Annotated in this window: 12 protein-coding genes; 2 read left to right on the top strand and 10 right to left on the bottom strand. The window is 40.2% G+C overall.

From position 1 onward, the window contains the following. A complete protein-coding gene (locus tag G6053_RS24305) occupies nt 1–3,183 on the bottom strand; it encodes a SusC/RagA family TonB-linked outer membrane protein (RefSeq protein WP_108636468.1) in 3,183 nt (1,060 codons plus the stop codon). 585 nt (nt 3,184–3,768) lie between these two features. Further along, nucleotides 3,769–5,301 carry a sulfatase gene (locus tag G6053_RS24300; protein WP_108636469.1) on the bottom strand — a complete coding sequence of 511 codons (1,533 nt, stop codon included), beginning with the start codon at nt 5,299–5,301 and terminating at the stop codon, nt 3,769–3,771. A gap of 89 nt (nt 5,302–5,390) precedes the next feature. Between G6053_RS24300 and G6053_RS24295 the strand changes: the two genes are divergently transcribed. After that, the gene (locus tag G6053_RS24295) at nt 5,391–6,572 is read left to right on the top strand and encodes a sialidase family protein (protein ID WP_165308839.1); all 1,182 of its coding nucleotides are present in this window, start codon (nt 5,391–5,393) and stop codon (nt 6,570–6,572) included. Nucleotides 6,573–6,663: 91 nt separating this feature from the next. Here the strand turns inward: G6053_RS24295 and G6053_RS24290 are convergent, their stop codons facing one another. From G6053_RS24290 to G6053_RS30990, 5 genes are all read right to left on the bottom strand, one after another. Further along, nucleotides 6,664–7,983: a serine hydrolase domain-containing protein gene (locus G6053_RS24290; protein ID WP_165308838.1), complete on the bottom strand. Its 1,320-nt coding sequence runs from the start codon at nt 7,981–7,983 to the stop codon at nt 6,664–6,666. A gap of 521 nt (nt 7,984–8,504) precedes the next feature. Continuing rightward, nucleotides 8,505–8,780: a hypothetical protein gene (locus G6053_RS24285; RefSeq protein WP_108636472.1), complete on the bottom strand. Its 276-nt coding sequence runs from the start codon at nt 8,778–8,780 to the stop codon at nt 8,505–8,507. 4 nt (nt 8,781–8,784) lie between these two features. After that, the gene (locus G6053_RS24280) at nt 8,785–9,492 is read right to left on the bottom strand and encodes a hypothetical protein (protein WP_146191136.1); all 708 of its coding nucleotides are present in this window, start codon (nt 9,490–9,492) and stop codon (nt 8,785–8,787) included. Nucleotides 9,493–9,699: 207 nt separating this feature from the next. Further along, nucleotides 9,700–11,937, bottom strand: coding sequence for a Tex family protein (locus G6053_RS24275; RefSeq protein ID WP_108636474.1), 2,238 nt, complete (start codon nt 11,935–11,937; stop codon nt 9,700–9,702). A gap of 85 nt (nt 11,938–12,022) precedes the next feature. Then, nucleotides 12,023–12,538 (bottom strand): twin-arginine translocase TatA/TatE family subunit, encoded by a 516-nt coding sequence (locus tag G6053_RS30990; protein ID WP_108636475.1) that lies wholly within the window; start codon nt 12,536–12,538, stop codon nt 12,023–12,025. 239 nt (nt 12,539–12,777) lie between these two features. On the opposite strand from G6053_RS30990, the gene G6053_RS24265 reads away from it, so the two are divergent. After that, nucleotides 12,778–14,151: an MATE family efflux transporter gene (locus G6053_RS24265; protein ID WP_165308837.1), complete on the top strand. Its 1,374-nt coding sequence runs from the start codon at nt 12,778–12,780 to the stop codon at nt 14,149–14,151. Nucleotides 14,152–14,313: 162 nt separating this feature from the next. On the opposite strand, the gene G6053_RS24260 is transcribed toward G6053_RS24265, so the two are convergent. The 3 genes from G6053_RS24260 to G6053_RS24250 all read right to left on the bottom strand — a co-directional run bounded on the left by G6053_RS24260 (nt 14,314) and on the right by G6053_RS24250 (nt 19,854). Then, nucleotides 14,314–15,663 carry a dihydrolipoamide acetyltransferase family protein gene (locus tag G6053_RS24260; RefSeq protein ID WP_165308836.1) on the bottom strand — a complete coding sequence of 450 codons (1,350 nt, stop codon included), beginning with the start codon at nt 15,661–15,663 and terminating at the stop codon, nt 14,314–14,316. A 124-nt stretch (nt 15,664–15,787) separates the two neighbouring features. Next, nucleotides 15,788–17,035, bottom strand: a complete 1,248-nt coding sequence (locus G6053_RS24255) for a competence/damage-inducible protein A (protein WP_108636478.1) — start codon at nt 17,033–17,035, stop codon at nt 15,788–15,790. Nucleotides 17,036–17,178: 143 nt separating this feature from the next. Continuing rightward, a complete protein-coding gene (locus tag G6053_RS24250) occupies nt 17,179–19,854 on the bottom strand; it encodes a putative LPS assembly protein LptD (protein ID WP_241254826.1) in 2,676 nt (891 codons plus the stop codon). Between the last annotated feature and the right edge of the window lie 115 nt (nt 19,855–19,969).

Below are 19,969 nucleotides of genomic sequence, written 5' to 3'. Positions count from 1 at the left end.
TTAGAATTTTAGATTCACATTAAAACCATAAGTAACAGGCAGCGGAATAGCTCCGCCTTCGATACCCTGTACATTACCACCGCTGGAGGTGAATTCAGGATCAATGTATTTACTCTTGGTATAGATATTCCAAAGGTTACGGCCATAGACATTGACACCAATATTTTTAATGGTCTTGGTATTGGCTAATTTGAAATTATAGCCCAGTGTCACTTCTCTCAATTTAACATAAGTGGCATCAAAAATAGAAAAAGTGGTTGGACCATTGTATTCATTACGTGCCCATTGCTGTGCAGTGATATTAGTGGTGTTTTGTTCAATATTCTTCACTTCGTACGTTCCGTCACTATGAAAGGTGACATCTCCTTTGACCCCGTCAAGGACAACTCCGGTTTCACGAATATTATTGGCCGCGGTTTTGTCCAGAATGCCGGAATACATGCCGACTTTATAAGTTTGGGAGAAGAAGTTGCCACCGACACGACCTGATACTAAAAATCCCAAGCTAAAGTTTTTGTAACGGAAGCTATTTTGAAAGCCAAAAGTAAAATCAGGTAGAATCGTTCCTAGTGGAACGAGTTGAGAGGTTTTCATGTAAGTTCCATCTGCTTGTACAACCCGTTGACCATTGGAGGCATATACAAAATCATATCCTAAAAATTGTCCATAAGACTCACCTTCTCTTGCGGCCAGTTGCAATAAGGAGTTGCTTAAACTTAGGGTATTCACTTGATCGTCTAACTTGACCACCTTGTTTTTGTTCTTCGCCCAATTGATTGTTGCGTCCCAGCTGAAGTTTTCTGACTTAATCGGTGTTCCATTGAGGACAATTTCAACTCCTTTATTATTGATCTTTCCGGCATTAAGCCATTTACCTTCATACCCAAAGGAAGAGGATACAGGGACCGCTAGAATCTGATTTCTGGAATTATTGTTGTAATAGGTTACATCCAAACCCAATCGGTTTTTTAGTAACTGAACATTAATACCGGTTTCCCAGGAACTTGTACGTTCCGGACGTAATTTGTCATTAGGTTTTATAGATGTTAATGTGTAGGACGGATTACCTTCAAAAGATTGTTGAGCATCATATGCTTTTTCTAGTTGATAAGGATCTGTGTCATTTCCCACGTCGGACCAACCTAGCCGAACTTTACCAAAGCTTAACCAGGGAAGAGTTTTGAGCGCCTCTAGATTGCTGAATACAAAGCTTCCGGCGATAGATGGGTAGGTATAGGACCAGTTTGAAGTAGGAAGTGTCGAGGACCAATCGTTTCGAATGGTCGCATCGAGGTAGAGTAGGTCATTATAGCCCAACGACACACTACCGAAAACAGAAGCAATCCGTTTATGATATTTAAAGTTATCTATTTGAGCTGAAGTTGCATTTTTCAAGTTGTAGTAATTGGGGATAATTAATCCGCCCTGGGTAATGGCATAGTTGTTCTGCGATTTCCTATCTCTGATATTCCCCCCTGCAAAGGCAATGAGTGAAAATTTATCCCAATTTTTCTTGGCTGTTGCAATGAACTCATAATTATATTCATTGAGCTTCCGGTTTGTTTCTTCATATTGGGAAGCACTTCGGGAATATACAGCGATACGGTCCTGTGCTTGGAATGAATAGATATCGCCATGAACTTTCGCTCCCAGCGTTAACCAATTGTTGACAGCATATTCTGCGCCAATATTTCCATAGAAACGGTCCCTGCTATCTTCCATATACGATTCATAGGCTGACCAATAGGGGTTATCAATAAAACGTGTTGCCTCGGCAGCGGGGGTATTTTGCCAGCCGGTACGGTTCCACGCCAGTGGCGTTCCATCTGCCCGTTTGTAATTTTCCAGTATTTTGTAGTCGACTTGAACAGCTCCCCATTGAAATGCTTCAAGGATAATATTTCGGTTAGAAGCGCCGGTCCAGGGACGTCCCAGTGCAGAACTGCGGATATAATTAAAGGTCGAGTTGATTTTTAATTTTCCCAATTGGGTGCCCCCCGAAAAATTAAAAGCATTTCGATGCAAATTTGAATTTGGAGTAGTGCCGGTTACATTTTTGTTTGTGTAAGAAAAACGATAATTGGTATTTCCGCTATTTCCGGCAATTGCGAAATTATTTGTGTTGGCAACTCCGGTTCTGAAGAAATAACTGACGTCATTTTTTGGATAGAGCCAGGGTGAAGGCTTTAGGTAGTTTTCCTCATCTTCGGGATTGAGGTTGTACCACTGTAAAACTGGTGTGCCATCCAATTTTGGTCCCCAGCTCTCATCGGCGGCATAATCTACGATCTTATAATCGGTACCAGCGATATTCTGTGTTTGAAAGCTGGTCGAATAGCCCTGTCCATAGAGATGCTGCCTTTTTGGAAGACGGACAATATTTTCGAAATCGATTCCTGTATTTAAGGAAATTTCCACTTTCTCACCTTTTGAAGCACGCTTAGTCGTAATCATGATAACGCCATTTGCGGCTCTGGAGCCATACAATGCTGCCGCTGTCGCTCCTTTTAGGACAGAGATGTTTTCAATGTCATCCGGATTAAGGTCCTGTATCATGTTTCCGACATCTTTTCCGGCACTTCCATTGATCGTTGAAGTTGAATTGAAATCCGTGTTATCAATAGGCGTGCCATCAACGACATAGAGCGGTTGGTTATTTCCTGCAATTGAATTGATACCCCGAAGCGAAACGTGGGAGGATCCGCCCATGTTGCCACCGGATGTCGTCACTTGAAGACCTGCGACTTTTCCGGAAAGCGCACTGAGCGCATTGGTAGGACGTGTTTGAAGTTCAGTAGACTTGACTTCCTGGACAGCATATCCTAATGATTTCTTTTCACGCGAAATACCCAAGGCGGTTACAACAACTTCATCCAGTTGGGAACTCGTGGGAGAAAGTTGAATTGTCGTAAGTCCGCCGGGATTGGTTTGGACAGTTTTGGGATCAAAACCAATATATTGAACTTGTATACTGATAGAATTCCCATTTGACGGTAATTCAAATAGGCCATTTACATCCGTTTGTACTCGTTTTTTACTTGTAATTTCTGTAATCGTTGCGCCCTGAATGGGCGCGTTGTTGTTGTCGACTACTTTGCCTTTTATGGTGGATTGAGCGTATAGCGTGCCCGTGCTTAAACAAAGCGCTGCCAGTACGACAAAATCTATGTTGTTTTTTGCCATATTAATTTAGTAATAATAATGAGTGGATCTTTTTGTGGTTATAGGAGATTGTTTGAATTTATCTGAAAAACATCTCCTAAAAGCATTCGTTTTACAGGTATATGTATTGCACTGATTTTCATGTGTTAAAAAATGTTAATGCAAATATATAAAATCCACCTGATAACTATACTTTCTTTTTTATTTTTTTGTAATTCTTTGGTCAGAATGCGTAGACTAAATATATCGGCTTGTGGAATGTTCATTATAAATGTAATAGAATACAGACGAAATACATTTATCGCAAAATAAACGCATTGTCTTGATGCAATTACTCCTATAATATGGATTGAATATTCACAAGGCACCTTTGCAGTACAGATTAAGTATCCATAAAGTATTCTTAATGTATCGCTATGGGTACATAAGTTGAATGCTTAAGCAGTACGTTCTTGTTGCTGCATACGTTATATATGTTATAAGGTGAAACTAGGTATAATCAATAAAACATACGGCGGAAGAGTGAATTTCCTTGTGGGTTAACAAGTATAGCATGAAGGCTTAAAATAACACAGGGTATCGCGTTTATGGATACCCTGTGTTATTTTACCGATCAATATCTACTTTATAAATCGCTTCGGCTTCTTTGTCGTCAAATTCCCGGATTTGTTCCATAAGTTTTTGTTTCATCCGGGTAACTATTTGCTGATAGGTGGGATCTTTATAAACATTTTGAAATTCATTCGGATCTTTTTGAAGGTCGAAGAGTTCCCAGCTTTCCACACGTTTATAATACCGGATCAGTTTGTAGCGATCATCTCTGACGCCGAAATGGGGGCTCACCGCATGTTCCCCATTTTCAAAATAATGATAATATAGGTCTTTGCGATGTTCTTTTTTTGTGTTTTTTAGGACATGAACGAATGATTTTCCCTGCATATCACTAGGCTTTTTGATCCTTGCCAACTCGAGGAGAGTGGGCGCGATATCAGCGTTCACCAACTTTGCTTCGATTTTTGTCGCGGGTTTAATCAATGGGGGATAACGCATTAACATGGGTGTCCGGAATGACTCTTCATACATCCAGCGTTTGTCGAACCAACCATGTTCGCCCATATAGAAGCCCTGATCCGAAAGATAGATCACGACAGTATTTTTACTGAGTGATTTTTGATCCAGATAGTCCAATACTTTGCCTATGTTGCGATCCATTGACTGCGCAGTATTGAGATAATCGATCATATAGCGTTTAAACTTCCACTCCGCAAGCTGTTTTCCGGTTAATTTACTGTTTTTGAGCTGTTCGTAGATTGGTCGATAATAAGCAATATAGCTATCTTTTTGCTCTTGGTTCATTCGTTTGAAATTTCCATCGTTCATCATATCTTCCAAAGAGTCGAACATCTTGAGATCATAGGCCATCTTCATATCTTTGTCAATGGACATTTCCTGTAACGCTGCAGCTTGTCTGCTTTGATAATTATCGTAAAATGTTGATGGAACAGTAAAATTCATGGCGTCATAGGTGCCAAAGTCCTTCGGGTCGGGCATCCATGTGCGATGAGTCGCTTTATGACCGATGACCAGACAGAAGGGTTTACTGGAATCCAGCGTATCCAGCCAATTGATAGATTTTTCCGTTACGATATCTGAAACATATCCTTCCGTGCGCTTGCGTCCTTGTTTACTGATGAAATCCGGATTGAAGTAGGTGCCCTGACCCACGAGGATATCATAATAATTGAACCCTTGTAGTTGTTCTCCCAAATGGATCTTTCCGACCCAGGCTGTTTGGTAGCCCACCTGCTGTAACTGTTTGACAAATAAATCTTGGTTGAAGTCAAATTCGGAAGTTTCATTGTCCTTAAATCCATTCTTGTGGCTATACTTGCCTGTCAATAGGGTGGCTCTGGCTGGACCACAAATGGAGTTGTTAACATAGGCATGGTTGAAAATTGCTCCTTCAGACGCAATACGGTCAATGTGCGGCGTTTTGGCATAAGTTGATCCATAGGCACCAATGGTCTGATAGGCATGGTCGTCTGATATAATAATCACGATATTAGGCCTATTTTGCCCCAGTACCTGGCCGCATATGCCCCATAGTATAAGTGCTAAGCAGATAGAGGTTAATTTCATTGTAATAATGGTTTTGTTGTTGATTTTGCTATCCTTTCTTTAAAGATAGAAGATTATTCTATTTTTATAGTTAAAAGTGATAAGTAAATATGATGAATACAAGGTGGATTCGAATGCGAAATGTTGTTGTGACGGCAATGTTTGTTGGATTGTATACCTACGCAGGAGCACAGGAAGTAAGTGTTTTTGTATCCGGTGAAGGCGGTTATAAAAGCTATCGGATACCGGCTATTGTCAAAGATAAACAAGGCCGGTTATTTGCCTTTGCCGAGGGAAGGGTGGATCATGCGGGGGATTTTGGTAATGTAGATATTGTTTATAAAATCAGTCCGGACAATGGTAAAACCTGGGGACCATTGCATGTCGCTGTTGACAATGACCATTTGCAGGTCGGAAATCCTGCTCCCCTGGTCGACTTGTTAGATCCAGCATATCCGAAGGGAAGACTGTTACTTTTTTACAATACTGGTAATAATCATGAAGCAGAGGTGCGTAAAGGTAATGGTTTACGCGAGTGCTGGTCAGTGAGTTCGACAGATGGTGGTAAAACCTGGTCCGATCCGCAGAACATTACACTGCAGACCCATCGTCCCAATCAGCCTTCAGTAAATACACGATATAACTTTCAGGAGGACTGGCGAACTTACGCGAATACACCAGGGCATGCGCTCCAATTTGATTCTGGTAAATATAAAGGACGTATTTATATTCCTGCGAATCATTCCGAAGGAAATCCAAAAGCAAATGGCGAAGACTATTTTGCCCATTCGTATTACTCGGATGATCATGGAAAGACATTCAAAATAGGAGCGAGCGTCAAGTTTGAGGGATCAAATGAGACAATGGCTGCACAAATATCGAATACAGGACTGTATATGAATTCCCGTAACCAGCAAGGTCATGTAAAAGAGCGAATCGTATCGTATTCAAGTGATGGTGGCGTTACTTGGGATACAACTTATTATGATAAAAACCTGCTCGATCCTGTCAATCAGGGTTCTGTGCTTTCCTGGCAGGGGAAAGGCGGATACGTGTTAGCTGTTTGTAATGCAGCAACATCGGACAGAAGAGATAATCTGACGCTGCGGTTGAGTAAGAATCAGGGGAAAACCTGGTATTTCAATCGAGTTGTTGCTAAAGCTCCCGAGGGTGTTAAAGGTGACTATGCGGCTTATTCCGATTTGGTTCTTTTAAATAAAAATAGAATCGGTATTTTATTCGAAAAGGAGAATTATCGAAAGATTGTGTTTGTGCCGGTAAACCTCAAATAGGTACTGTTGATTTAGTACATTGTGCCCCACTTTCTTTCTGATCTATAGTCTAAGAGAAGAAAGTGGGGCATCTGTTTTAGGGTAGCGAGAACTATTTTTTCAGGATAAGTGTTTGCCCATTTTGATAGAGCGTCATCTTATTCTCACTGCGATCAAAAACTATTTTTACACCATATTGAAGCTGCACCAATGTGTTTTTATCCTTTGGTTTCAATTGAAATGCGGGTTGGCCTACAACCTGTCCCAATATTTTGCCGTCATCTTTGGTAATATTGATCTGAATTGGAGGCTGTTCGCTTTTATATTCACCCAGTATGCTCGTGGTTTCCTCATCTGTCAATTGTATTTCTGAAAGATCAGGAAGGGGGAAAGGTTTTTGATACAGTTCACCAAAGCTGAATTTTAGTATTTCATTATTATTATAATTATTGCCGTTGCTGATGAGTGCAACATTATAATTGCCGTCATCAAAATGGCTCGCCACAGAAGAATAACCGTCAATCCCCCCTGTGTGACCGAATCCCCGGCGGTCATAAAATGGCATTTGGAATAGCCCCAGCCCATAGCCGCCAATAATTTTTTTCATCTCTTCAAGGCTGGTGGAATTGATCAGTTTATGGTTAAATAAACCATTAAAAAACTTGACCAGATCTGTTGGGGTAGACCATATTGCTCCAGCGCCAAGAGGAACAGAATTATCCGTATGTGGCTCTAGGTCCCAATCTTGTGTGAATCTATACGACTCGCTAACATCTTTGGCAATATTTTGTGGCCGGCCAAATGTGGTCTGTTCCAATTTTAACGGCTGGCAGATCTGCTGGTTCAATAAAAAAGCATAGTCTTTTTTCCAAACTTTTTCTAAGATGTAAGTCAGCAAAATGTAGTTTGAATTACTATATTCATGTTTACTGCCCGGATCAAACTCAGCGCCACCTTTGATCATACGCTCAACAAGTTCTTTTTCAGTTTGGGCTTTGGTGTTCCATGTTAAATAATCTTTGTCATCAGTGACACTGTGTACCCCGCTACTATGATCAAGCAATTGACGTATCGTTATTTTATCGGCATTTGGAATATCTTTATAAAAGGTAGATAGGGCTTGATTCATTTGCAGTTTCCCTAACTCGATTGTTTTTAATACAAGGGTTGCGGTGAAAGTTTTGGAGATGGAACCGATACCATATCGTGTATTGGTCGTGGCAAGCTTTTGCTGTGCTCTATCAGCGTAACCTATAGCCTTTTGATAAAGTAATTTATCTCCTTTCGCTATTGCAATACTTCCCATCCAGGCGTTTTTTTTATCCATGGCGGACATTAAGCTATCCATTCGGCTAGGATTAAATTCCTGTGCCCGTAGGACCACAATGGAAAGGCCGCTTAATAAAAACAGTAAAATTGATGTTCTTTTCATAATTTTTGTCGGGTTAATCATGGACTTAAATATATAACAAAAAATATAGTAATACAATGGATCCGATGTTTCATTAGACAAAATCAGATGTTTGTCCATAAACAAATAATTATCTAGTTTGGAGCGGGATCAGAAGAGAAGGTGCTGAATGTAATACCAGCAATAGCTTCATACATATAAAAAACACCTGAAGTGGGGAACTTCAGGTGTTTAACCTAACCAATTATTAACCTAAATTTATGAAAAGTATACTTTTTAAAGTATAGAAAACAATGTTCAATATTCATGCCATTTCATTTGTATGTCTTAAGCTGTTTTTCTTTTGTGTTATTTTTGTTACAAAAATAAACTCTAGTTTTTGTTTTGACTATATGTTCTGGCTAAAATTTATTGTTTGGGATAATTGATAAATTATCGGGATTGATTAATGCCATAGGGATATAAACGAAATTTACATCAAAAATGAGTAAGAGCATTTTAGAGAAAGCGATTATAAGAAGGGGGCAGGATGAATAGATCGATTAGAAATATAGTCGAAACAATTCCTTCCATTCCGCGTCAAGATCACCTGCATAAACAGGTTGATGTGCCCGATTATACCAGTAGCGGGCATTCCAGAGATCTCCTTCTTTTCGGTGAAGGTACGCATGTACATGGGCGGCTTCTAAATCATCCAATTGATCAATGAGGTCGTGTGCTGTTTTCCAATCTCCTTTTTTGTCATACCATAATGATTTTTGGACGGCAGACCAGTGATGAACAGGACTGTCCAATAATTGAAATTCTTCTATTGTCATCTTGTTAATTTGCTAATTCTTTACTCCAGATTTCATAAATATTATCTCCTTTTGAGCTCTTTCCACTGTGATGCCATTTAGTATCTTCGAGCTTCCCATCAAAATGAAGTTCTTGACCGACTTTATTGTTGTCTCTTGAAAAGAATAGTATTTTCTCGGTGTAACGATTGTTTTCATAACTGTAGCTTCCGCCCCCTGTTCCGTAAAAACCTTTTTGGGCTGGATTAATAGCAATCCATTGGAAGTAGCCGTCAACTAGGATCTTTATTGTTTTGCGGTCTGCTTTCGGAATCTCATGCATCTTGGCTTCTTGCTTCCTGCCCGTGATTCTCCATAATGCATCTAAATCTTGGACGATGGCTTTCTGCTTGACGAAAAGTTTGTTGGCATCGGGCAACTTGATTTGGATGGCTCCTTTTTCATTTTTAACAGCTAGACTGGTCGTCTTCCCGATATTTGTGCTGTCTTTGGTATCGTATTCAATAGTCACCTCAAGTCTGTCGTCTTGCTGTTGTATGGGGCCGCCCCAAGTATAACCAAATTGCTTTTTGCTGTCATCATAGTCGATCAAGGATAGGTAATGATCTTTGACCAAAATTAAGTTTTTGCTTGTGCCGGTTTGGGAAATATATGCTCCCTCTCCCAATTGGGCCTTAGCTTGAAAATGCAGCATTAGCAGCGAGAAGCATAAGAGTATAATACAGTGTTTCATATCACATTAAGGCTTGTTGTCTTTTAAAGATACGAAATAAAAGTGTTGAACGGTCTATATTAAGTATTATACTAACCAATGGATACGGATCGATTTAAATGGAATGAGCCCGGTGGAATACCGAGCTCATTATATCAAAAACACTGCGTAAATTAGTCCAATTTATTGGGGTCAGTCCAAAAATCAGCCTTTATTTAATCGTGGGATTTATTTGAATTTACTTGCCAACGCGGCTAGTTTACTCGCCATGTCTGTCTCTGGTTCCGCTTGCCGTTTGCCCTCATTTCGTTTATTCTTGGGGACAGCAGGTTTTTCATCTGTTTTCATCGACAGGGCAATGCGGTTGCGTTTTTCATCTACTTCCGTAACGGTGACTGTGACATGTTGTTGAACCTTAACCACCTCATGTGGGTCGGAGATATAGCGGTTGGATAATTGGCTTAGGTGTACCAAGCCATCTTGATGTACACCAATATCGACAAAAGCACCAAAGTTTGTAATGTTGGTAACGATACCGGGAAGTTTCATGCCAATGCGTAGGTCGCCAATGCTATTGACGCCTTCAGTAAATGAAAAAGCTTCAAACTTTTCCCTTGGGTCAAGCCCCGGTTTGGCAAGCTCATTCAGAATATCATTTAATGTTGGTAGCCCAACTTCCTCAGAAATATAGTTTTTCAATGGAATGGATTTTCTTAATTCAGCATCTTTGAGTAAATCTTCTACTTTTTTACCTAAGTCTTTGGCCATTTGCTCAACCAAGGCATAACGTTCAGGGTGTACGGCCGAGGAATCCAGCGGATTGTCCGCATGTCTGATCCGAAGAAAGCCAGCTGCTTGTTCAAACGCTTTGTCTCCGAGACGCGGAACTTTTTTTAGTTCACGCCGTGATGTAAACGGACCATTTTCATTTCTATATTTAATAATCTGTTGTGCCAAGGATGGTCCTAGCCCGGAGACGTACGATAGAATTTGTTTGGATGCCGTGTTCAATTCCACACCTACAGCGTTTACGCAGCTGATGACAGTATCGTCCAAAGACGTCTGCAGTTTATTTTGGTCTACATCATGTTGATACTGCCCTACGCCTATTGACTTGGGGTCAATTTTGACAAGTTCAGCCAGTGGATCCATTAATCTCCTTCCGATTGATACGGCACCACGTACTGTAATATCGTGGTCAGGAAATTCTTCGCGGGCTGTATCTGATGCTGAATAGATAGAAGCTCCACTTTCATTGACCATCACAATAGTGACGTTATCGAGCCCCAGTTTTTTGATAAAATCTTCAGTTTCACGTCCCGCAGTGCCGTTGCCGATCGCAATGGCTTGAATATCATGTTTTGATACCAGATATTTGATCGTCTTTTGTGCTTCGGCAAGCCCGTTTGCACCATTGTGTGGAAAAATAGCCGTGTTTTCTTTGAGCTGACCTTGTTCATCCAATACAACGGTTTTACATCCTGTTCGGAAGCCGGGGTCTATTGCGAGTAGTCTCTTCTGTCCCAATGGTGCTGCTAAAAGTAACTGGCGAACATTGTCTGCAAAAACTTTAATCGCTTCTTCATCTGCTTTTTGACGGGTCAACACGCGAATTTCTGTTTCCATAGATGGTTTCAATAGCCGCTTATAGCTGTCTGTCAATGCTAATTTCACTTGTGAAGCCGCCTCGTTGGAAGCTTTAATATAAATAGATTCAATGGTTGGGAGAATATCTTCTTCATTGATGTCAATATCCAGATAAAGCAATTCTTCTTTTTCACCACGGCGCATCGCCAAAACACGATGGGAGGGAGCATCTTTTAATGGCTCTGACCATTCGTAATAATCTTTATATTTAATCGCTGCTTCCTCCTTTCCGGGAACTACTCTCGATACAAATTCTCCTTTTTCTAGGAATATTGCCCTCGATTTAGATCGTACGGTAGCATCTTCAGCAATAATTTCAGCAATGATATCACGTGCCCCAGCTAAAGCTTCTTCAGCATTTTTAACTCCTTTTTCCTCGTCGATCAACGAACTTGCAAGTGTCAGAAAATCAGCCTTGTCTTGGGCCAAAAGGAGGTCTGCCAAAGGCTGCAGTCCTTTTTCGCGGGCAACGCTGGCTCTTGTTTTGCGCTTTGGCTTATAAGGTAGGTAAATATCTTCCAGATTTGCCATAGTCTCGGCAGTCATAACTTGCTGTTCAAGTTCTGCTGTCAATTTTCCTTGATCATTGATGGATTTTAATACAGCTTCTTTGCGCTTGTCCAGTTCCCTTAACTGTTGGGAACGATCTCTGATATTGGTGATTTGAACTTCATCCAGGCTGCCGGTCATCTCTTTACGATAACGGGAAATAAATGGAACGGTGGCGCCCTCGTCTAATAGTTCAATTGTCGTGCGAACTTGTTTTTCGCTTATGGATAGCTCGTTAGCAATAGTAGTTTCGTGTGATAATAAGCTCATTATTGGTTTACTTTAAAAAGGAAAGCTGTTGAATAACGATTCAACAGCTCTATTAAATATCTAATTGTAAATTAATGTAATAAGGTTAAGCAGGTTTGTTGGTGTTATCCTGTTCTGAAGGTTTCTTTTCTTCGCCTTCGTTATTTTTGCCCTCAGCAAAGTGGTCATTATATCCGTAGGTGATATGAGAAGGTTCTTCTCCGTAATCTAATTGCTTATGTGGATTGTGCTCCACAACTCCTGCCGGAGTTGAAAATTCATATTTTTTCTTTGCTGGTTCAGATTCCGTGTTTTCAGCTGTTTCCACAGCTTGGTTCTCTTGTTCAGCTTTCGCTTGCTCTTCCGCAACTTTTACTTCATTTGGAACGGTCTCCTCTTTGACCTCTGTCTTCGTGTCTATGTCTTTTTCGAAATTATTGATCTGATCTGAAATCTCACGTTTGATGCCTTCAGATGCATCTTTGAATTCTCGTATCCCTCTTCCTAAACCTCTGGCCAATTCAGGAAGCTTCTTGCCACCAAAAAGTAACAAGATCGCAAACACGATTAAAATCATCTCCTGTGTTCCGATGTTTAGGAATGTTATTACTGGATTGTACATACTCTTTTCCTCTTCTTTTGATTACTAACTAGATGCTAAGTTACATTTATATTTCTATAGTTCTTAGACTAACGGGTAAATTTAAGATAATTTTAAGGTATTTGAAACATAAAAATTACTTAACAATGGGTAGGTACTTTCAGGGTAAATTTTGTTATATTTTTGCTAAATATTTTTTAATATGACGATAGATCGGAAATATCTTCGTATTTTTGTGCCTATTTTTTGAGGAATTGATTATGTTGGGTAAATTTAAAACATTCAAGCCGTATTATAAAAGTACAATTGTATTGGCTGGGCCGGTTGTCATTTCACAGCTCGGACATACATTGGTACATACCGCCGATAGCGTTATTGTCGGACATTTTGCTGGAACGATTCCATTGGCTGCCGTGTCCTTGGTGAATGCAGTTTTTATGATTGTTATGGTCGTTGGATTGGGAATTGCTTATGGTATCACGCCATTGATTGCGCAGGAAAACGGCCGCGATAACAAGAAGGAATGTGCGGTATTGTTGTCCAATAGTTTCTGGTTGAATATTATTACAGGGGTATTACTGTTTTGTTTGGTTTATTTTGGCTCGATGCTCGCAATAGATCATTTGAACCAGGATCCGGCTGTTGTAAAAGAAGCGAAACCTTATTTACTTATCTTAAGTCTTTCCATGTTACCATTAATGGTATTCAGTACATTTAAGCAATTTGCCGAAGGTTTGGGATTTACTAAACAGGCTATGAACGTAACGATATGGGGAAATGTTCTCAATATTATCTTAGCCATCATCTTCGTCAAGGGAATGTTCGGAATTACGCCGATGGGGGTGAAAGGTGTTGGATACAGTACGTTGATTGACCGTATTTTGATGATGTCAGTGATGATGACCTACGTGTTGCGCTCGAAGAAGTTTAATGGTTATATACAACATTTTAAAATTACAGTCATAGATCGGGTAAGATTGGGTAAAATATTGCGGATCGGAGCTCCGGTCGCGATGCAATATGTTTTTGAAATCGGTGCGTTTGCAGGAGCATCATTATTGGCGGGGACAATTAGCGCTACCGCACAGGCTTCTCATCAGGTCGCTATTCAGCTCGCGGCGATGACATATATGATGGCAAGTGGTATTGCTGCTGCGGCAACAATTAAAGTGGGCAATAGCTATGGGAATAGAAATCTGTTCCGCTTGGAGCGCTTTGCGATCACGTCCTATCAGTTGGTTTTGCTTTTTATGTTGATTACCGCTTCTTTGTTTGCAATTTTTAATAATTACTTGCCGTACATTTTTACCTCTGATAAAGCAGTGGTTGTCATCGCAGCTCAATTGCTGATCATTGCAGGTCTTTTTCAGCTATTTGATGGTACACAAGTTGTTGGATTGGGGGTTTTAAGAGGTATGGGTGATGTTAATATTCCAACGATCATCACTTTTGTCGCCTATTGGATAATCGGATTGCCTAGTGGTTATGTGATGGGGATACTCTTTGATTGGGGTATTAAGGGCATTTGGTATGGGCTTACTTTAGGCTTATTGACTTCTTCGCTTTTACTTTATTTTCGCTTCCAATTGGTCATCAAGAAAAAGAAACTCCAGTTTGAAAATAGTAAACTATAAAACGTAACATAGGAGAAGTCCCTATCAAGTACGTGGAGTATGCCGAAAGTAGCATATTTGAGATATAACCGTATAGAATATGGTTAAAAGAAAAAAGTGGCTATTCAAAAGTTTATACAAAAGCTTTTGGATAGCCACTTTTTTATAACGACGTTGTCGTCTTTAAATTTCTCTGTTGCTATCCCAGTGTTCGAGATAGTCCGCAACCCGTTTTAAGAATGTGCCGCCTAAGGCGCCGTCTATTGCACGATGATCGTAGGATAGTGAAAGATACATCATATGTCGGATTCCGATCATATCGCCGTATTCAGTTTCAATCACCGCGGGTTTTTTTGTTATGGTGCCGACCGCTAATATCGCAGCTTGAGGTTGATTGATAATCGGCGTTCCCATAATATTGCCAAAGGCACCAATATTGGTAAATGTAAATGTCCCGTCTTGGGTATCATCAGGTTTTAATTTATTGGCGCGTGAGCGTTGTGCAAGGTCATTAACCGATTTGCTCAACCCCACTAGGCTCAGTTGATCGGCATTTTTTATTACCGGGACAATAAGATTACCATTGGGCAACGCTGCCGCCATACCGATATTGATATTTTTCTTTTTGATAATATTGTAACCGTCTATCGATATATTAACCAAAGGGAAGTCTTTTAGCGCCTTGGTAATTGCTTCTATAAACAATGGTGTGAACGTTATATTTTCTCCCTCACGTTTTTTATAGGCGTCTTTTACTTTATTGCGCCATAGAACGAGGTTTGTTACATCTGCTTCCACAAATGAACAGACATGTGGGGACACCTGAACGCTCCTGACCATGTGGTCAGAGATCAAGCGACGCATACGGTCCATTTCAATAATTTCATCATGACCGTTTACCACTGTATGGACAGTTGTCGTTGGAACAGTTTGTAGCGGTTCATCCTTGATAATAGGAGCGCTCTCCGCTTTTGAATGATCTATATTTTGGCGTGCCCCTCGATTGGAAACATAAGATAGAATGTCCTCTTTCGTCACGCGACCTTCAGCTCCGGTACCTTGGATACGATCAAGCTCTCCGAGAGATAGCCCCTCGTGACGGGCTATGTTTTTTACCAATGGTGAATAAAAACGAGTCGTGTGCTCGTAATGAACCGGAGTAATTTCTTCTTTAGGACTCTCTAATTGATCCATACCTGGTATTTCCAGATCGGCACCTTCGTCTGAGTCTGTAGCTTGATCCTTTGGACTTTCCTCCGCTTGAACGGCTGATTCACTCGTTTCGTTATTTCCTTCTACTTCTATAATTGCAACGACATCTCCAACCTGTACGATTTGGTCTGTGGTATAAAGTTGTTCCTTCAAAATACCTTTGACAGGAGAAGGTACTTCCGAATCAACTTTATCTGTTGCGATTTCCAATAAAGTGTCATCTTCTTCAATCAGGTCACCTGGTTGTTTTAACCATTTGGTAATTGTTGCTTCCGATACACTTTCTCCCATTTTTGGAAGTAAGAGTTTATATAAAGCCATATTTTTTAGCAATCTCGTTATAGAAAAACGAAGTTAATTAAATTGTGGTTTACTTTCAACAATTTAAAATATTATTCCTCAAAAAACGATTTTATTGAAATATTATTTTACGTTTATCCGATTCTTATACTTCTTCTTTCACAAGCAGTTTCCAAAGTAGAAGAAGGGCATTCATGCGCGTGCGCTCGATATTGACGAGTCTGTCATTGTTGAATTGAAACTTTTTTGTGATAATTTCTTTTTTTCCGGCTACTGCAATCCATACAGTTCCCACAGGTTTGTCCACGGATCCTCCCCCTGGACCTGCTATCCCAGTGGTGGCAATGGCATAATCGGTACTGAATTTTGCTTTTGCTCCAGCTGCCATTTCAATGGCAGTTTGTTCACTGACTGCCCCAAATTGATTTAAAGTCGTCTCTTTGACTGCCAATAATTGTTGTTTTAGCTGATTGGAATAGGGGATAGTACCACCGACGAAGATCTCGCTGCTACCCGGATTGGCAGTTAATGACGCCGCCAAACTACCTCCGGTACAGCTTTCCGCAGTAGTCAGTGTAAGTTGCTGTTGCGTAAACTCCTTGATCAAATAGGCTTCAATAGTCGTGTCATAATCCGCAATGGCATGATTTTTTAATCGATTCAGAAGTTTGCTCTTAAAGAGCTTTACTTCTTGTATGATATCCGATTTGTTTTTGCTCTTTCCGGAAAGCCGTAGGCGAATAAAAGCCAAAGTAGGCAAGTAGGCCAATTTAATGGTTGAGGGAAGTTCTTCTTCAATATCCTTTATTTCTTCTGCCAGATAGGATTCTCCAATACCACCGACGAGTATTGTCTCGTGATGGATGAATATATCTTTACTTTGCTGTTCGAGTAACGGAAAGACGCGTTTTTCCATCAAATGTTTCATTTCAAATGGAACACCGGGCATAAAAATATAATGCTTTTGTTCTTTTGAAACTAACATGCCCGGAGCTGTGCCGTAGTCGTTGAACAATATTTCACAGTTTGCCAATACATCCGCTTGCTGTCGATTAATCTCCAACATTTCTAGATTACGGGCTTCAAAGAAACTGGTGACATGCTGAAGTACTTTTTCATCCCGAATTAAGGTTGTACCAAAATATTTGGCAGCGGTATTTTTAGTAACATCGTCTTTAGTCGGGCCGAGTCCGCCTGTAATTAAAATCAAATCAGCTCTTGCGGAAGCACTTTTTAATGTATTGAAAATAGCGTCCTCTGTATCGGGAATGGATGTCATCTGGACAATGTCAATTTCGAATTTTCCTAATTGTTGTGCAATCCAGCTGGAATTGGTATCGATAATCTGGCCTATAAGAATCTCGTCTCCAATGGTGATAATTTCTGCTTTCATAGTATAAACTTACATAAAATTACGGATCAACTATAGGCTAAAATTGTTTTGATAAGAAGGAGTTTAAAATGAATGCTTTCGAGTGCAATGGAAGTGAATCTAGTATAGGAACTTAGGTAAGTGGAATAAAAAAAGCGGTTATTTTAAAAATAACCGCCTCCAGAACTTGCTCTTTTTGTCAGTTTGAGGTCTTGCAAGATGGATGCCTTCGCTCGAATGGTGACATTATAACTTCGATATCGTCCGAATGGCATCCAACCAAAGGACATATCCCAACAGTGTAAATCTCGATAGATATTAAATGAAGTCATGACAACTTCTTTTTGTTTGAAATCGTAGCCGGATTGAAAGGTGACTTTCCATTTAGGTGTAACGCTGAAATCGCCATGCAAATTCAACGTACTCGTAATCTGGTTGTCCATGCGTCTGGTACTTGAATTAAAAAACTTGGACATGTTGAAACTGAATGAGGCAGCCAGATTCCAAGGAATGTTAAAATCCACAAAAGCATTCGGATCGGAACTGATCCGAGCTAAAGCCTGTGCTTGCTCCGGAGTCATTCCGGCACCAGACATTTCTTTTCTCAACGAATCAATATTGTTATTACGTGATTTGGCAGCTTTTGGATTTAAACTATAGTCAAAGGATAAACCAAAATTTGTCAGGCGGGCCAAACTTCCATCTTTGATCGCATATCTGTTGATACGGACACCATTATCGTCTACAGAATAGGGGTCAAAGGTACCATTGAAGTTGACGTTCATCTTCTGATCGAAAAAAGCTGTCCGGCCGGAAAAAGTTATCGGAGACAGTTTCAATGAATCTGCTACGAAATTGTAATTTCCGCTAAAGGTTAACCCCTGAAGAATTGGGATCTTTTTGAAACCGCCGTCGGTGGTGTCAGATTTGCTTTTTACCTTGGCCTCAATGTTGTTGTCAATTGAGAAGCCGATACCTGCGGATTTTCCGGCAGAAGGTGAGCCATACACACCCTGAGCAAAGATAGAATAAACATTGCGATTGCCGTATTGGTCATTATAATGCTGGTAGAATCCATAACGCGGATCCGAAAAATCGGGTCTGTAATTTAAATTAATTGAAGGGGTAACAACGTGTCTGATCGCTTCAATTTTTCCGATCTTTGGATACATACCGTAGATTTTTGTTGAAAGACCAGTAGATATGGAGTAATCATAAGCACGATTAAATCCCTGTAGTGTATCGAGCCGCTGTCTATAACCTGATGGGGTGTTATCAATACGTTGTCTTGTGCTTTGTAAATACCAACGTTCGGTATAGTTTACACTTGTGTTAAATTGAAAATATTTAAAAGCATTAAGAGATAAGCTGACTGGAATGTTGTGTTGGAAGCCATTCTGGAATCTTTTGAAGCCTCCTGACGAGAAAAGAAGTGAATCTGCTGTACTCACTGTATTTTGCGCCTGGAAACTATAGCCAACATTAATACGCTGATACCATTTTTGTTCGCCCACGCGATCCTTACTGTCAAAAGGATTGAATGAGGAAACGTTTAAGCTAATATTTGGTAAGCTTAATTGAATAGTCCTATCAGCCATATTTTGACTATGTGTTAAACTGGCTGTTAAGTTAACCTTACCATCGGCAAAGACTTTTCCGTAACTGATGGACGAACCCATTCTGTTTTGAGCCAAGTTTTGATATGTTGTTTGGTTACTTCCCGTACCTGTATGTTGAAAATAGGAAGCTGTACCGAAGTTTACACTCGCGGAGAAGGATGTCCCAGGATTAGCTTCCTGACGTTGGGTATGGTTCCAGGTTACATTGAAATCTTTATTTGAACCATAATTATCGGTACCTTCCACACCGACTTTGGTATTGGCGTAGCGTATATTAAATCCACCGTTGTATTTATAATTCACCGTATAGCGAGTGTTTACTGAAGCTTCCCATGAACCTTTGGAATAGAGCGAGCCTCTGATCTCGCTATCCCAATAATCGTTGAAGGCTAAATACCAACCAATGTCGCGCATGGAAAAGCCCCTCGTATAGTCCTCTCCAAAAGAGGGGAAAAGAAATCCCGAGGCTCTTTTATCTGGCTTTGGGAAAAATGCAAAGGGGAAAGCCACAGGCATAGGTACGCCCATTACTACTAAGTAAGCCGGACCTGAAATAATCTGATTTTTGGTCACTATCCCTTTCGAGATATGTATTCCGAAATGGGTATGTGGCTGTGGGAGGTTACAAGTACTGTATAGCCCCTTATAGATTGACATCTCATCATAGATATTTTTTCGGACGATATTGGCTTGGATAAAGCCGCCATCGACCTCAGTCATAATACCATAGGTGTTTCCTTCCTGTTTCTCATAATCATAATAAAGTGAATCTACGGTTTTGGGTGATTCACCATTACCCATAATGACAATAGGACGTCCTACATATTTACCGCTTTTATCATATATCCCCGACGCAAAGATCTTTTTCTGATTGCGGTCAAGACGGATGTAATCAGCCGAAAGCTCAAAATCCTGATACTTTACTTTTGCTCCGCGATATAAATGACTAATATTCTTTGCTACTTCCGATTTTTGAGAATCAACAGCAATAATGCTGACTTCCGCCTGCAGCCCGCTGCCTTTTTTCTTGGCGGTGTCTTGAACGGATTTGGTAGAATCTACAGGCTTAATTTTTGTTGTATCCTGCAGTTTACTGTTCGCCGAGACAGCGTCCTTACTTTGAAGTCCGTTCTGTTTTAATGGAATATTGCTCTGAGCCAACGTTGAATTGCCCGTTGCAAGAATGATAAATAGTGTTAAAATGTTGATTAACGACTTCAAAATTAAAGACAAATGTTATTTTTGTGAAATAATGTTAAACTTCGAAGGACAAAATTAGTCAAAAAACAAATAGAAAATATGTTAAATATCGTTATCTATTAAAGAAATAATATTG

It is taken from the genome of Sphingobacterium sp. DR205, assembly GCF_011064245.1.
GTDB lineage: Bacteria > Bacteroidota > Bacteroidia > Sphingobacteriales > Sphingobacteriaceae > Sphingobacterium > Sphingobacterium athyrii.
Note: the sequence above shows the minus strand (reverse complement) of the source record. Positions and strands in the feature narration are given on the sequence as shown.

Bases quoted from the DNA above. Each gene is read 5' to 3' on its own strand.
- G6053_RS24305 (WP_108636468.1), bottom strand. From the start codon at position 3,183: ATGGCAAAAAACAACATAGATTTTGTCGTACTGGCAGCGCTTTGTTTA.
- G6053_RS24300 (WP_108636469.1), bottom strand. From the start codon at position 5,301: ATGAAATTAACCTCTATCTGCTTAGCACTTATACTATGGGGCATATGC.
- G6053_RS24295 (WP_165308839.1), top strand. From the start codon at position 5,391: ATGATGAATACAAGGTGGATTCGAATGCGAAATGTTGTTGTGACGGCA.
- G6053_RS24290 (WP_165308838.1), bottom strand. From the start codon at position 7,983: ATGAAAAGAACATCAATTTTACTGTTTTTATTAAGCGGCCTTTCCATT.
- G6053_RS24285 (WP_108636472.1), bottom strand. From the start codon at position 8,780: ATGACAATAGAAGAATTTCAATTATTGGACAGTCCTGTTCATCACTGG.
- G6053_RS24280 (WP_146191136.1), bottom strand. From the start codon at position 9,492: ATGAAACACTGTATTATACTCTTATGCTTCTCGCTGCTAATGCTGCAT.
- G6053_RS24275 (WP_108636474.1), bottom strand. From the start codon at position 11,937: ATGAGCTTATTATCACACGAAACTACTATTGCTAACGAGCTATCCATA.
- G6053_RS30990 (WP_108636475.1), bottom strand. From the start codon at position 12,538: ATGTACAATCCAGTAATAACATTCCTAAACATCGGAACACAGGAGATG.
- G6053_RS24265 (WP_165308837.1), top strand. From the start codon at position 12,778: ATGTTGGGTAAATTTAAAACATTCAAGCCGTATTATAAAAGTACAATT.
- G6053_RS24260 (WP_165308836.1), bottom strand. From the start codon at position 15,663: ATGGCTTTATATAAACTCTTACTTCCAAAAATGGGAGAAAGTGTATCG.
- G6053_RS24255 (WP_108636478.1), bottom strand. From the start codon at position 17,035: ATGAAAGCAGAAATTATCACCATTGGAGACGAGATTCTTATAGGCCAG.